Source organism: Paraburkholderia sp. RL17-383-BIF-A (genome assembly GCF_046028015.1).
GTDB lineage: Bacteria > Pseudomonadota > Gammaproteobacteria > Burkholderiales > Burkholderiaceae > Paraburkholderia.
This window is the reverse complement of the sequence record NZ_JARESR010000003.1, coordinates 286,599-299,117: the sequence shown is the minus strand read 5'-3', so window position 1 is coordinate 299,117 and position 12,519 is coordinate 286,599. Positions and strand designations below refer to the sequence as shown.

The 12,519-nt window shown below is 65.4% G+C and carries 15 protein-coding genes; 4 read left to right on the top strand and 11 right to left on the bottom strand.

Annotated elements, in window-relative coordinates:
• Positions 1 to 172: 172 nt before the first annotated feature.
• Positions 173 to 499 (bottom strand): DUF2917 domain-containing protein, encoded by a 327-nt coding sequence (locus P0D71_RS05405; protein WP_091796892.1) that lies wholly within the window; start codon positions 497 to 499, stop codon positions 173 to 175.
• 98 nt (positions 500 to 597) lie between these two features.
• On the opposite strand from P0D71_RS05405, the gene P0D71_RS05400 reads away from it, so the two are divergent.
• The gene (locus P0D71_RS05400; protein WP_408479433.1) at positions 598 to 1,566 is read left to right on the top strand and encodes a transcriptional regulator GcvA; all 969 of its coding nucleotides are present in this window, start codon (positions 598 to 600) and stop codon (positions 1,564 to 1,566) included.
• A 20-nt stretch (positions 1,567 to 1,586) separates the two neighbouring features.
• Here P0D71_RS05400 and P0D71_RS05395 read toward each other — a convergent pair whose 3' ends face one another.
• From P0D71_RS05395 to P0D71_RS05350, 10 genes are all read right to left on the bottom strand, one after another.
• Entirely contained in the window at positions 1,587 to 1,856 is a 270-nt protein-coding gene (locus tag P0D71_RS05395; protein ID WP_095417619.1) for a DUF493 family protein, read from the bottom strand.
• Positions 1,828 to 2,793 carry a D-amino acid aminotransferase gene (locus tag P0D71_RS05390; protein ID WP_408479432.1) on the bottom strand — a complete coding sequence of 322 codons (966 nt, stop codon included), beginning with the start codon at positions 2,791 to 2,793 and terminating at the stop codon, positions 1,828 to 1,830. Before P0D71_RS05390 ends, P0D71_RS05395 begins: the two co-directional genes overlap by 29 nt.
• Positions 2,794 to 2,806: 13 nt before the next feature.
• On the bottom strand, positions 2,807 to 4,036 hold the full coding sequence (locus P0D71_RS05385; protein WP_091796896.1) for a D-alanyl-D-alanine carboxypeptidase family protein: 1,230 nt from the start codon (positions 4,034 to 4,036) through the stop codon (positions 2,807 to 2,809).
• 316 nt (positions 4,037 to 4,352) lie between these two features.
• Positions 4,353 to 4,997: an alpha/beta hydrolase gene (locus tag P0D71_RS05380; RefSeq protein ID WP_091796897.1), complete on the bottom strand. Its 645-nt coding sequence runs from the start codon at positions 4,995 to 4,997 to the stop codon at positions 4,353 to 4,355.
• A gap of 8 nt (positions 4,998 to 5,005) precedes the next feature.
• A complete protein-coding gene (locus tag P0D71_RS05375; RefSeq protein WP_408184521.1) occupies positions 5,006 to 5,329 on the bottom strand; it encodes a (2Fe-2S) ferredoxin domain-containing protein in 324 nt (107 codons plus the stop codon).
• Between the two features lie 124 nt (positions 5,330 to 5,453).
• Positions 5,454 to 6,611, bottom strand: coding sequence for a VanZ family protein (locus P0D71_RS05370; RefSeq protein ID WP_408479431.1), 1,158 nt, complete (start codon positions 6,609 to 6,611; stop codon positions 5,454 to 5,456).
• A gap of 31 nt (positions 6,612 to 6,642) precedes the next feature.
• Positions 6,643 to 7,269 carry an ABC-type transport auxiliary lipoprotein family protein gene (locus P0D71_RS05365; protein ID WP_408184519.1) on the bottom strand — a complete coding sequence of 209 codons (627 nt, stop codon included), beginning with the start codon at positions 7,267 to 7,269 and terminating at the stop codon, positions 6,643 to 6,645.
• Between the two features lie 30 nt (positions 7,270 to 7,299).
• Entirely contained in the window at positions 7,300 to 8,262 is a 963-nt protein-coding gene (locus tag P0D71_RS05360; protein ID WP_091796901.1) for an MlaD family protein, read from the bottom strand.
• 16 nt (positions 8,263 to 8,278) lie between these two features.
• Positions 8,279 to 9,157 carry an ABC transporter ATP-binding protein gene (locus P0D71_RS05355; protein ID WP_091796902.1) on the bottom strand — a complete coding sequence of 293 codons (879 nt, stop codon included), beginning with the start codon at positions 9,155 to 9,157 and terminating at the stop codon, positions 8,279 to 8,281.
• Complete coding sequence (locus tag P0D71_RS05350; RefSeq protein ID WP_091796903.1) at positions 9,154 to 10,287, bottom strand: MlaE family ABC transporter permease; 1,134 nt, start codon at positions 10,285 to 10,287, stop codon at positions 9,154 to 9,156. The genes P0D71_RS05355 and P0D71_RS05350 overlap by 4 nt, the downstream gene beginning before the upstream one ends.
• A gap of 105 nt (positions 10,288 to 10,392) precedes the next feature.
• On the opposite strand from P0D71_RS05350, the gene P0D71_RS05345 reads away from it, so the two are divergent.
• From P0D71_RS05345 to P0D71_RS05335, 3 genes are all read left to right on the top strand, one after another.
• Entirely contained in the window at positions 10,393 to 11,310 is a 918-nt protein-coding gene (locus tag P0D71_RS05345) for a biotin--[acetyl-CoA-carboxylase] ligase (RefSeq protein ID WP_091796904.1), read from the top strand.
• Positions 11,307 to 12,107: a type III pantothenate kinase gene (locus tag P0D71_RS05340; RefSeq protein WP_408479430.1), complete on the top strand. Its 801-nt coding sequence runs from the start codon at positions 11,307 to 11,309 to the stop codon at positions 12,105 to 12,107. Before P0D71_RS05345 ends, P0D71_RS05340 begins: the two co-directional genes overlap by 4 nt.
• A 74-nt stretch (positions 12,108 to 12,181) precedes the next feature.
• A complete protein-coding gene (locus P0D71_RS05335) occupies positions 12,182 to 12,421 on the top strand; it encodes a hypothetical protein (RefSeq protein ID WP_408479429.1) in 240 nt (79 codons plus the stop codon).
• The last annotated feature ends 98 nt before the right edge of the window (positions 12,422 to 12,519 follow it).

Sequence of the window (12,519 nt, the reverse complement as noted above, 5' to 3'; positions counted from 1 at the left end):
GTCACGTCGGGGGCGACTCGTTCGCCCTTGAAGGGCAAAACCGGTGTGGTCCAGCCTCGCCGGTCTTGCCAGCCGCCGTCGCGTGGCTGAGCCAGCAGCGTGCTCAGGCCAGAGGCGACGCTCAACCGTTCAGCAGCATCGTTCGCCGAACCTGGCGCGCCCGTGGCATCCGTCAAACCGTCCGCCAGCCGCCCCGCACGCGCGCCGCCAGCCGTTCGCCGATCCGCGCGAACCAGTTCAGCGCGCGCTCATCGCAACGCGTCGGCACGGAAAACGCCACCTTTGCCTGCGTGTCGCCTTCAGCGCTCAGCCACAACCGTTCTCCGCGCCGAAGTCGCAGCGTGTGACCGGGTTGCAGCCAGTAATCCTCGATGTCGTCGCTGCGTGTGACCCATACCGCGCCGCCGCGAACGACCAGCTTGGTACTGCGCGCCACCTTCAACGGAAGTGTTTCGCCACTGCGGATTTCAAACGCGATGCTAGAGGAAATTTCTCGCATGATGCCCTCGCCAAAAAACGTTTCGTGACTACAATCCTAGGCGTAGCAAGGGTTTACGCAAAACGATCTATTTTCACCTCTATGTGAGAAATATTGGCATGGACCTCCGGCAACTCCCCGCACTGAACGCGATCAAGGCGTTCGAGGCCGCCGCCCGTCACGAAAGCTTCTCGCGCGCGGCCGACGAACTCTTCGTCACCCACGGCGCCGTCAGCCACCAGATCCGCGCGCTCGAGGCCGAACTGGGCGTCTCGCTGTTCGCGCGCGACGGCAAGCGGGTGCGGCTCACCGAGACCGGCCGGCGCTATGCCACGCACGTGCGCTCCGCGCTGATGGCGCTCGCCGACGCCACCCGCCAGATCCGCGCCGGCGACCGCGAGCGGCGGCTTGTCGTGTCCATGCTGTCGTCGTTTGCGGCGCGCTGGGTGACGCCGCGCGTCGGCAGCTTTATCGAGGCGCATCCGCAGTGGGACCTCGAACTGCTGTCCACCAACGCACTAACGGATTTCGCGCGTGACGACGTCGATGTGGCGATCCGTTTTGGCTTCGGCAAATATTCGGGGCTGCATTCGGAATTATTGCTGGAGGAGATTTTCTTTCCCGCTTGCGCGCCGAATTTCAACGGCGGCAAGCTGCCCCAAAAGCCGGCCGATCTGGCCAACGTCCCGCTGCTGCGTTCCGACGACGAGCTATGGCGCCCCTGGTTCGACGCCGCCGGCCTCACCGACTGGCCCGAGCCCAAGCGCGGCGTGTTGTACCAGGATTCGTCGAATCTGCTGCAAGCGGCCATCGACGGCCAGGGCGTTGCGCTCACGCGCCGCTCACTGGCCATGCACGAGATCGCGGCAGGCCGCCTTGTGCGGCTATTCGATGTGGATGGACCGAGCCCGTGGCAGTACTACTTCATCTGCCCGCCGCAGATGCTCGAAACCGCCCGGGTCAGAGCATTTCGCGACTGGGTGTTCGAAGAGGTGGGACGCTTCAAGCAGCTTTTCGACCGGGCTTGCGAGGCGGGACCCGGCTCAAGCGCGGGAAGGACGGCGGACGCATTGCGCATCACGCCGTAAATCAGACGCGGGGAGAAGCGTTACAGCACGACCTTCACCATCGGGTGGCCGGTGAGCGCGCGGTAGATATCGTCGAGCTGCTCGCGGCTCGTGGCGCGCACCGTGACGGTCAGGCCGGTGTAGTTGCCACCGCTGGACGGCCGCATCTCCACGCGCGATTCGTCGACTTCATTGTCGAACCGCCGGACCACCGTAACGATCGTCTCGGCGAACTCGGGATGCGATTTGCCCATGATCTTGATCGGGAAATCGCAGGGAAACTCAAACAGTGATTCGTTCACGGGACTCATTTTCTACTCCTTGCTGCGCCTCGCGCGCTTCCTGGGTCTTGGCTCGCTGATAAGCCGCGTACAGCGCCGCAAAGACCGCACCCGGTTTGCCCTCGCCGACCGGCTGGCCGTCGAGCTGCGTGACCGGCAGCACTTCCTTGGTTGCCGAACTGACAATGATCTCGTCCGCCGCGCGCAGTTCGGCCTCGCCAATCTCACGCGCCTCGAAACGGATGCCGCATTCGCTCGCCAGTTCCTCGATCAGGCCGTACCGAATCCCTTCGAGAATCTTGTGGCTGCGCGGCGGCGCGGACAACACGCCGTCCTTCACCATCCACACATTCGACGACGACCCTTCGGTCAGCATGCCGTCGCGAAACTGGATGGTCTCGAACGCGTCGTTCTCCGCGGCGTATTGCGCCATCAGCACGTTGCCGAGCAGCGAGACCGACTTGATATCGCAATTGAGCCAGCGACGATCTTCCGCGGTGACGCAACGCACGCCTTGCGCGCGCTGCGCCGCGTCCGGCAGGTTCAGCGGCGTGACCATCACGAACACGGTCGGCTGAATGCCGGCCGGAAACGCATGACCGCGTTTCGCGACACCGCGCGTGACCTGAATATAGGCAATTGCGTCCTGATCGGCGCGCAAACCGCCATCCGCCTCGTTCGCCGCGACCACCTGCCCGATCAGCGCGCGCCAGCCGGCGTCGTCGAACGGATTGGCGATGCCGATCTTGCCGACCGAGCGCGCGAGCCGCGCCAGGTGCTGCTGGAAACGAAACGGCGTACGGCCGCCCGCTTGCGCGGGATGAGCGTAGAGCGGCGCGACTTCGTAGATACCGTCGCCGAAAATAAAGCCGCGGTCGAGAACCGGCACGCGCGCTTCGGACAACGGCACCAACTCGCCGTTCAGATAGACAATCGGATCAGGCGAAACATCGGTAACAGCGGTCATTGCAATCGGGCTCTTACTTCTTCTTGTTGAACATGAGCATCAGCGAATCCCACACGCGGCCAACCACGCCGGCTTGCGGAACGGCCTGCAAGGCCACCACCGGGAACTGCGCCAGCACCTTGCCGTCGGCGACCAGCTTCACCGTGCCGACCTGCTGACCGTTCGCGAGCGGCGCGATCAGCGGATCGATCTGCTCGATCTGCGGCTTCACCTTGTCGCCCATGCCCTTCGGCACGGTGATGTACTGATCGCCCTTCACGCCGATCTGCACGGTGTCCTGCGCACCCTTATAGACGCGCGGCGTGCCCACCACCTGATTCGCCTTGTACAGACGCACCGTGTCGTACGCGGTGTAGCCGTAGTTCAGCATCTTCAGGCTGTCCTGCACGCGGTCGTGCTCCTTGGTCTCGCCCATCATGACCGAGACGAGACGGCGCGATGCGTCCGTCGTGCCCGGCAGCGAACGCTTCGCGCTGGCGATCAGGCAGTAACCGGCGGCTTGCGTGTGACCGGTTTTCAGACCGTCCACCGTCGGGTCGATCCACAGCAGGCGATTGCGGTTCGGCTGCTTGATCTTGTTGTACGTGAATTCCTTGACCGAGAAAATGTTGTAGTAGTCGGGGAAGTCGCGAATCAGACGCGCCGACAGGATCGCGAGGTCGCCCGCGGTCGTGTAGTGCTGCGGGTCGGGCATGCCGTTCACGTCGGCGAAATGCGTGTGCTTCATGCCGAGGCGCTGCGCTTCGGTGTTCATCATGTTGACGAACTGCGCTTCGCTGCCGCCGACCAGTTCGGCCAGCGCGATCGCCGCGTCGTTACCCGACTGGATGATCATGCCGTAGACCAGATCGTGCACGGTCACCGGCTTGTTCGCTTCGATGAACATGCGCGATTCGTCGGTGCGCACGCGGCGCACGGCTTCGCTCGGCATGACCGTCTGTTCCATCGTGATCTTCTTCGTCTGCAGTGCTTCGAAGACGAGGTACGCCGTCATCAGCTTGGTGAGCGACGCAGGTTCCACGCGTTCGTCGGCGTTGCCCGAGGCGAGCACCTGATTGCTCGTGGCGTCGACGAGCACCCACGAGCGCGCGTTCACCGCCGGCGGCGGCACCTGCGCGAACGCCGTGCTGGCGGCGAGCGTGGCCGGCAACACGATGCCGAGAGTCACGGCACGGCTAAGCGTAGGGGAAACGAAGGAAGCAACAGAAGGGAACGACGTGCGGCCGGAGGTGGAGAAACGCATAGGGTCGATTCGTGCAGAAAAGTACATCGCGCGCAGGGCGCATTGTTTGGAAGAGCCGGTCGGCGGCGTCTGGCCGTAAAACGACACAGCGCCATTGGACTTCCGGCCACGCGATCGGTTCGCGCAGCACGCCCTGCATCCGGCACCGCTGCGGCGAAAAGACGCTACGCGTCGCGCGAACTGCCGGATGGGCGGCGCTGCGCCCAAAAAAGAGTCGCCATTATACGCGTGCTCTCCCGGTAACTTTGCGCAAAGGCCGGCGATTAATTTGCGTTTGCGCGTACCTGTACCCCGGAAAACACACGGCGCATGCCGATCACCGCCACGCGTCGACGATGATCCGCTTCAGAACGTGCAGCTTGCGATGCAGAAAATGTTCCGCCCCCGGAATCACGACCACGGGCAATTCCTGCGGACGCGCCCAGTCGTAAACGGATTGAATGGGAACCGTCTCGTCGGTCTCGCCGTGAATCACGAGCGTGTTTTCCGGCACGGGCGCGACCTCCCAGCGGCTCGCCGCCGTGCCGACCAGCACCATTCGCTCGACCTCCTGACCTTCTTCGCGCAGCTTCGCGGCCACGTGAGACAGCACGAAAGTGCCGAACGAAAAACCCGCGAGCACGAGCGGCAGATCGGCCTGGCCCGGTTCGGCCCGCATGTGATCGAGCACGGCGCGCAGGTCGTCGCGCTCGCCGATGCCCGCGTCATGCTCCCCTTGCGTTTCGCCGACGCCGCGAAAATTCGAGCGATAGGTCACGTAGTTCAACTGCACGAGCGTGCGCGCGAGCGTTTGCGCGACCTTGTTGTCCATCGTGCCGCCGAACAGCGGATGCGGATGCGCGACCAGCGCGATGCCGCGCGGCGCGGCGCCGCTCTCGCGCGTTGCATCGGGCAGATCCAGCGCGACCTCGATCTTGCCGACCGGGCCGTCGATCAGATACTTCTTCGTATGTGTGTTCATGGCGAGGCTTATTGATCGATTTTCAGACGCTCGACAATCTTGCCGTTCACCAGATGCGAGTCGACGATTTCGTCGATGTCGCTCTCGTCGACATACGTGTACCAGACGCCTTCCGGATACACGACGAGCGTTGGGCCGAGCTCGCAGCGGTCGAGGCAACCGGCCTTGTTGATACGTACCTGACCCGGACCTGCGAGACCGAGTTTCTTCACGCGTTTTTTCGCATACTCCTGCATCTCCTGCGCGTTGCAGTTCGCGCAGCTCGGGCGCTCGGCGCCGGGCTCGCGCTGATTGAGACAGAAGAAGACGTGGTACTTGTAGAAAGAGTCCATGATGTCCGGGGCGAAACTGCCAGGGTGGGAATGGCGCTGAATGCACGACGGCGCGCCTGTTGTGCGAACGATTATAACGAGCGGGACCGGCGGCCGCCGATGCCGGCTGCGCTTCGCGCGGGCTTTATGCGCGCTTCACGCGCCGCCTGAGCCACGCCTGCTCGACCACATACGCCAGCCACACCAGCGCGGCGTACGGCCAGATCCATGCGAGCCAGTGCGCCAGCCCGTTGAAGTGCAGATAGCGCCCTTGCCGCCAGTCGGCGAGCACGGCATCGAAATAAGGATTCACGGGCAACAGATTGACGAACACCAGCGCGACCGTCAGCGCGACACCTGCCAGCATCGCGCGGGACCGGCGCCGCAGTCGCAGCGCGCACAGTGCGGCCGCGGTGCCGCACACGAGCCCCGCGAGCGCGCCGGGCGTGGCCCAGTCGAACGCGAGACCGGACTGCGACTGCAAAAACGTCGCGCCGACCTTCACGCACAAGGTCATGAAAATGAACAGGAGCAACAAACGCACGCGCGGCGCATGCCGACGCACCGGCAACGACGCCAGCGCGAGCGCCGCGAACAGGTTGAACGTGGTGATCACCGCTTCCCACACGTCGTCGGGCATCCAGGCGGCGACGACGGCCGGCCAGGCGCCAACGTGCCAGCCCGGCGGCGTCCACGAGAGCAACGCATCCTGGGTGGTCGAATCGAAACGCAGCCAGAGCGCGCGCGGCCAGTTGCCGAGACCGAACAGGCGTGGCGCCGGGTACATCGTCGCGAATGGCCACGCCGCGATCAGACACGCGAGCGCGGCTCGATCGCGCTCGAACCACACGAGCCGCAAGCGCCGCAGCAAACCGCGGTCGAGCAGCGCGCCCGTGGCCGGCGACATGATGGCCGCGCCGAGCAGCGCGCCGAGCGCATTGGCGGCGAGATCGAGGTTGGAAGCGACACGCGTCGGCAGATAGGTTTGCACGGCTTCCATCGCGCCCGAGAGCAGGCCGCCGAGCACGAAGGCGAGCGCGACTGCCAGCGTGCCGCGCCAGCGCGGATAGAGCGCAAGCACCACCAGCGCGCCGAACGGCATATAGCCGAGCACGTTCGTGACGACGTCGAACGCCGTCAGGTACTGCGGCATGGGATCGGACAGGAAAGCAAACGGACCGAGGCCGAGCGAACGCCAGCCCGAAAACGGATACCACGAACCGTAGACGATCAACGCGGCATACAGCACCAGCGCTTGCCGGGCGAGCGCCGACGGACGGCGCAGCCAGGGTCGTTCGCTCATGCAGCGCTCCGTTGCGTGCGCTGCGAGCCGGTCATTGCGCGGCGACCAGCGCCTGCACGCCGAGCCACGCGCCAATCTGCGCGACCAGATCGTCGCTGGCGCTGGCGAGCGCCTGCGCACCGCCGGCGGCGTCCGCCGACCTGGACGGCGCGCGCGCGATAAAGGTGCGCTGACCGATCACCTTGCCGCTCTGAATCAGCGTGGCGCGCGCGGTAACCGCGGCGTGACTTTCGGACTGGCTGTCGAAAACCTGTTCGAACTCGCTCAGATCGACCTTCAACACCGGCGCGGACACGCCGTCGGCGCCCGTCAGCACGGTGCCGCGCGAGCTGAGCGCGCCACGCAGACGCTGCGTCAGCAACTGCGAAGGCATCATGGTCCAGTGGCTGTTCGCGTAAGCAGCGGTCTGCTGTGCGTCGGCGAAGCTAAGACGGTAAACCAGCTTGTCCGATTCGAGCACGTCCGGTGCGCTGACGTCGAGCACCTTCACAGCCGGTGACGTACCCGCGGACGCCGCCGGAGCCGGCGGCCCGAAGTCGTAGCGAATGTCCGAGAGCGCCGCGGGGTTACCGGCGCAGCCCGCGGCCAGCACGCCGAATGCGAGCAACACCGCTAGCGCGGCGCTCGAGGAGAACAATCGGTGAATCGAGCGTGACATGACAATCTTCCTTTCTTCAAACCTTCAAAATCATTTGGCGGCGCGGGCGGCAGGCCACTGGAATCCTGCTTCGCCAGGGCCAGGCGCCACACCCGGCGCGCCGAACAGCACGCTGCGCGGATTGGTGCTGAACGTATCGGCTGCGCGATCCACCGAGCGGGCGGCGGAGCGCACGTCTTCAGCGAGCGAATTGACGCGCGGCAAGGTGTCGTAGCCGACCCGCGCCGACAGTTCCTGCAACGAGCCGTTCATCGACGTCAGCGCATCACCCGCCTGTTGCGCGGCCGTGCCGACCTTGTTCAGGTTGGTCTCGAACGGACCGTTCGGGCGGTTCAGCCCGGTGATCAACTGATTGGTCGACGCCAGCGTCCGGTCCAACTGATCCAGCGTGCCGGGCAACTTGCCGGCGGCCGGCGCGATCTGCTGGGTCAGCGTGGCGACGCCGTCCGCAGCCTTCTGAAGGCTCGCCGCCGTGCCTTGCAACTGCGCGGCCATTTCCGGCGACAACAGATTGTCGACGTCGTTTGCGACTTTTTCGAGTTTACGCAGCAGCACGTCGCCGCGTTGCTGCAGTTGATCGAGCAAGCCGGGGCGCATGGGCAACTGCGCCACCTGTTTGGCCGACGACGGCAGTGGCGTCGGATCGCGCCCGTTGTCATCCAGCTGAATGAAGGCGATACCGGTCACGCCCTGGAAACCCAGGCTGCCGAATGTCGAATGCGTAATCGGCGCGTGCGTGTCCACGAGAATACGGATCAGAATCTGCCCTGGATGATCCGGATCGAATTTGATCGACTGCACCTTGCCGACGTCGAGCCCGCGATAGCGCACCGCAGCGTCGGTAAACAGGCCCGTGACGTTGGTGCGCGCAATCAGATCGTACGGCACCCGCACGGAACGGTCGACGTTGAACAAAAAAGCCGCCACCGCGACTGCCGCCAGCAAAACGATCGTGAAGAGCCCGGCCCAGAAGGCATGTGATTTGTTTTCCATTGTCAGGTTCCCTGGTTCACAGCGGCAATTCGGACGACGCCGGCTCGAGCGCCGCGCGCGGCAGCTTCGCGCGGCGCTCCGGCGGCAACGCCTGCAATGCGCGCCGCCCGCGCAAGCCGAGGAAATACTCGCGGATAAAAGGATGATCGACCGCCGCCGCCTCTTCGACCGGCGCGGCGACCAGCACCTTGCGATCCGCCAGCACGGCGACGCGGGTGGACAGCGCGATCATCGTGTCGAGATCGTGCGTAACCATCACCACCGTCAGGCCGAGCGCGCGGTGCAGCGCGGAGATCAGTTCGACGAATTCATCGGACGCCTGCGGATCGAGTCCGGCTGTCGGCTCGTCGAGAAACAGCAGTTCGGGTTCGAGCGCGATAGCCCGGGCAATGCCCACCCGTTTGATCATGCCGCCCGACAGCGCCGACGGCATTTTCGACGCATGCTTGCACGGCAGGCCGACCATCTCGAGCTTGAGCATCACGATGTCGCGCAACAGATCTTCGGGCACCTGGCCGAGTTCGCGCACCGGCTGCGCGATGTTGTCGAACACCGAGAGCGACGAGAACAGCGCGCCGCGCTGGAACAGCATGCCGGAGCGGCTGCGCATGAGCAGCGCGGTCTCCGGCGAAATGGTCGCGAGATTCTCGCCGAACAGCTTGATGGTGCCGGACGACGGACGCTCGAGACCGAGAATCTGCCGCACCAGCGTGGTCTTGCCGGAACCCGAGCCGCCGACGATCGCCATGATCTCGCCGCGCCGCACGTCCAGATTCAGATGCTGGTGCACGATGTTGCGGCCGTAGCGCTTGGTCACGTCGATCACTTCGATCACCGGCTCGGCGATCGAGGGGACGGGTTGGCCGCGCACGGCCTGAGTGAGTGGCGCGATCATCCGAGCCCCACGTTCTGGAAGAGGATCGCGAACACGGCGTCCGCGAGAATCACGATCGTGATCGAGGTCACCACCGAGGTCGTCGTGCCTTCGCCGAGACTTTGCGAATTGGCCTTGATACGGAAACCGAAGTGACAGCCGACGATCGCGATCAGCATACCGAACACCACGCCCTTGCCGAGCCCGATCCACAGATTCGCAACCGGCACGACGCCCGGCAACGCCCGCGCGAAGTAGCTCATGTCGATGCCGAGCACGATCTTGGCGGCCAGTGCGCCGCCGGTCAGCGCGATGATGTTGGTCCACATGACGAGCAGCGGCATGGCCACGCCGAGCGCAAGCACGCGCGGCAGGATAAGCCGCAGGCCGTGCGGAATGCCCATCACGCGCATGGCGTCGAGTTCCTCGGTCACGCGCATTACGCCGATCTGCGCAGTGATGGCCGAACCCGAGCGGCCCGCCACCAGAATCGCCGAAAGCACCGGCCCGAGTTCGCGAATCACCGAGAGGCCGAGAATATTGACGATGTACTGGTTTGCGCCAAAAAGCCGCAGTTGCTGCGCCGACAGATAGCTCAGCACGATGCCGATCAGGAACGCGACCAGCGCCGTGATCGGCAAGGCCTTGGTGCCGGCGTTATAGATATTCGCGGAGATCTCGGTCCACGGCGTGATTTTCGGCTTGCGCACGATCTCTATCAGATCGAGCACGACGCGCCCGAGCATGGCCACGCCGCCATACAGATGCTCGAAGAACGAGAAGATCGCGAGTCCCAGCCGCGTGAACGGATCGAGTTTGATTACCGGCTCGGCTGTCTCGCGCACGGTGTCGAGCAGCGCGATGCGCTCGAAAATGTCGCGCTGCGTGTCGGTGAGCGTGGTATCCGCCGGCATCTTGTGCCCCCACACGCGCCACAGCGCCTGGCCGCCGACGTGGTCCATCCGGTCGATGCGCGACAGGTCCCACTGGCCGATACCTTCGGTGCCGACCAGTGAACGCAGCAGCGGAATCACGTGCCCGGTGGCCCGGTCGCGGGCGAGCGCGAGCGCCGTCCACTGGCCCGAGAGCCGGACGATCTTGCCTTGGCTGCCTGCCGCGACTTCGAGGCCGGGCGGAGTGTCGTAGTTCAAGGATCGCTGAATCTGGTTATCGGTTTAGGGGCCATTGTAACGAAGGCGCGGCAGAAGGACCGTCCACGTGGGCTGAGCGCGTTCGCTGTCGCTACAATATGAGTCATGAACGCTTCCAAGACTCCCCCGCAGGCCGCCGCCGCAGCCGCGCACCCAACCGATTGGCGCATCGACCGCGAGCGCGCCGTCGCCCTGTTCGGCCCGCAGGCGAACGATTGGCCGATCGAGATCGTCGAGGAAACCGGCTCGACCAACGCCGATTTGATGGCCCGCGTCAAAGCGTTGCCGCGCAAGGCCGGCGCATTGCCGCGGCCGATCGTGCGGGTCGCGTATCTGCAGACGGCCGGGCGTGGCCGCCGCGGCCGTCCGTGGTACGCGGAGCCGGGCAATGCGCTGCTGTTTTCGGTGGCCTGCGTGCTGCCGCGCCCGCTCGAAGGACTCGCGGGCCTGAGTCTCGCCGTGGGCGTGGCGCTGGTCGACGGGCTGCGCTCGCTGCCGGTCGCGGGTCCCGGCCAGATCGCGCTGAAGTGGCCGAACGACGTCCTGCTCGAAGGCGACAAGCTGGCCGGCATCCTGATCGAAACCGCGTGGAGCACGGATAAAGCCAGCGCGGTGGTGATCGGCATCGGCACCAACGTGAAGGGCGCGGACGAACTCGCCGCCAAAGTCGGTGCGCTGAACGCCAGTGCGCCGCCGCAGGCGCGCGGAACCGTTCCGACCGCATTGCAGCGCGCGCTCCCCAACGCCAACCTCACCGATACGCTCGCCGCCGAACTGAATGCACTCGAACCGGCTTTGCAGCGCTTCGGCGCTGAAGGCTTCGCGCCGTTCCAGGCGCGCTGGAACGCGGTGCACGCTTACGCAGGCCGCGAAGTCGTGTTGCTGGAACAAGGCGAGGAACAGATGCGCGGCGTGGCGGCGGGCGTCGACGAGCGCGGTCAGTTGCTGCTCGATACCGCGACCGGCCGCCAGATCGTCGCGACGGGCGACATCTCGCTGCGTCTGGCCGACGGTGCTGCATGACGAGCGGCAAGCCTGATCTGTTGATCGACGCGGGCAATAGCCGCATCAAGTGGGCGCTGGTGCAGACGGGCGGTTCGCAGATTGCGGGCGGCGCGCTGGGGCACGGCGGCGAGGATCAGCCGGACTGGTCGAACTTGCCCACGCCCGGCGGCGCATGGTTGTCGAATGTGGCGGGTGAAGGCGTCGCTCAGCGGATTGCCGCGTTGCTCGACGCGCACTGGCCACACTTGCCGCTCACCACGATCCGCGCGTGCCCAGAGCAATGCGGCGTGACCAACAGCTACACCGCGCCGCATACGCTCGGCAGCGACCGCTGGGCCGGCATGATCGGCGCGCACGCGGCGTTTCCCGGTGAACATCTCCTGATCGCGACGTTCGGCACGGCCACTACGCTCGAGGCATTGCGTGCGGACGGCTGCTTTGTCGGCGGTCTGATCGCGCCGGGCTGGACTTTGATGATGCGCTCGCTCGGCGAGCACACGGCGCAACTGCCGACGCTCGACGCCAATGCGGCCCGCGGCCTGCTCGACGGCAGTTCGGCCGACGCAGTACGCCGTGGTCCGTTCTTCGCAACCGACACGCCGCGCTCGTTGTCCGCCGGCTGCACGTTGGCGCAAGCGGGGTTGATCGAGCGGATGTGGCGTGATCTGCAGGAAGAGTGGCGGGTGCCGGTACGGCTCGTAGTCAGCGGCGGCGCTGTGGACGAAGTGGCGAGTGCACTGAAAGTGCCGCATACTCGCCACGATTCGCTCGTGCTGTCCGGTCTTGCGCTGATCGCTGCCGAGCGCGCAGCTTAACGCGCGGCCTGATCGCGACGATATGGATAACCGCGGATAACGGCGGCTCAACTTCTGGACGGGGAAAACCAACAATGCTGCGCTGGCTGATCGCCATATTGTTTCTTGCCAACATGCTGGCATTCGTCGCGGTGCGCGGCGTATTCGGCCCGACGCCCACAGCCGGCGGACGCGAGCCCAACCATCTGAACCGCCAGGTTCATCCGGAATGGTTGAAGGTGAAGCCGGTCACGGCAGCCCAGGCCGCCGATCAGGCAGTGGTGGGCGGACCGGCACCGGCGGCGCCGATCGCGGCCTCCGCGCTGTCGCAGTAACGCGGGCAGTTACGCGTCGGGCCGTCAAGATTCGAAACGCAAGGAGCCGGTTCGACACGGCAACTTTACCGCGGCACCATTAAGCGCCATTGAGCGCC

Bases quoted from the DNA above. Each gene is read 5' to 3' on its own strand.
- P0D71_RS05345 (WP_091796904.1), top strand. From the start codon at position 10,393: ATGAACGCTTCCAAGACTCCCCCGCAGGCCGCCGCCGCAGCCGCGCAC.
- P0D71_RS05400 (WP_408479433.1), top strand. From the start codon at position 598: ATGGACCTCCGGCAACTCCCCGCACTGAACGCGATCAAGGCGTTCGAG.
- P0D71_RS05360 (WP_091796901.1), bottom strand. From the start codon at position 8,262: ATGGAAAACAAATCACATGCCTTCTGGGCCGGGCTCTTCACGATCGTT.
- P0D71_RS05385 (WP_091796896.1), bottom strand. From the start codon at position 4,036: ATGCGTTTCTCCACCTCCGGCCGCACGTCGTTCCCTTCTGTTGCTTCC.
- P0D71_RS05340 (WP_408479430.1), top strand. From the start codon at position 11,307: ATGACGAGCGGCAAGCCTGATCTGTTGATCGACGCGGGCAATAGCCGC.
- P0D71_RS05365 (WP_408184519.1), bottom strand. From the start codon at position 7,269: ATGTCACGCTCGATTCACCGATTGTTCTCCTCGAGCGCCGCGCTAGCG.
- P0D71_RS05390 (WP_408479432.1), bottom strand. From the start codon at position 2,793: ATGACCGCTGTTACCGATGTTTCGCCTGATCCGATTGTCTATCTGAAC.
- P0D71_RS05380 (WP_091796897.1), bottom strand. From the start codon at position 4,997: ATGAACACACATACGAAGAAGTATCTGATCGACGGCCCGGTCGGCAAG.
- P0D71_RS05395 (WP_095417619.1), bottom strand. From the start codon at position 1,856: ATGAGTCCCGTGAACGAATCACTGTTTGAGTTTCCCTGCGATTTCCCG.
- P0D71_RS05370 (WP_408479431.1), bottom strand. From the start codon at position 6,611: ATGAGCGAACGACCCTGGCTGCGCCGTCCGTCGGCGCTCGCCCGGCAA.
- P0D71_RS05335 (WP_408479429.1), top strand. From the start codon at position 12,182: ATGCTGCGCTGGCTGATCGCCATATTGTTTCTTGCCAACATGCTGGCA.
- P0D71_RS05375 (WP_408184521.1), bottom strand. From the start codon at position 5,329: ATGGACTCTTTCTACAAGTACCACGTCTTCTTCTGTCTCAATCAGCGC.
- P0D71_RS05355 (WP_091796902.1), bottom strand. From the start codon at position 9,157: ATGATCGCGCCACTCACTCAGGCCGTGCGCGGCCAACCCGTCCCCTCG.
- P0D71_RS05405 (WP_091796892.1), bottom strand. From the start codon at position 499: ATGCGAGAAATTTCCTCTAGCATCGCGTTTGAAATCCGCAGTGGCGAA.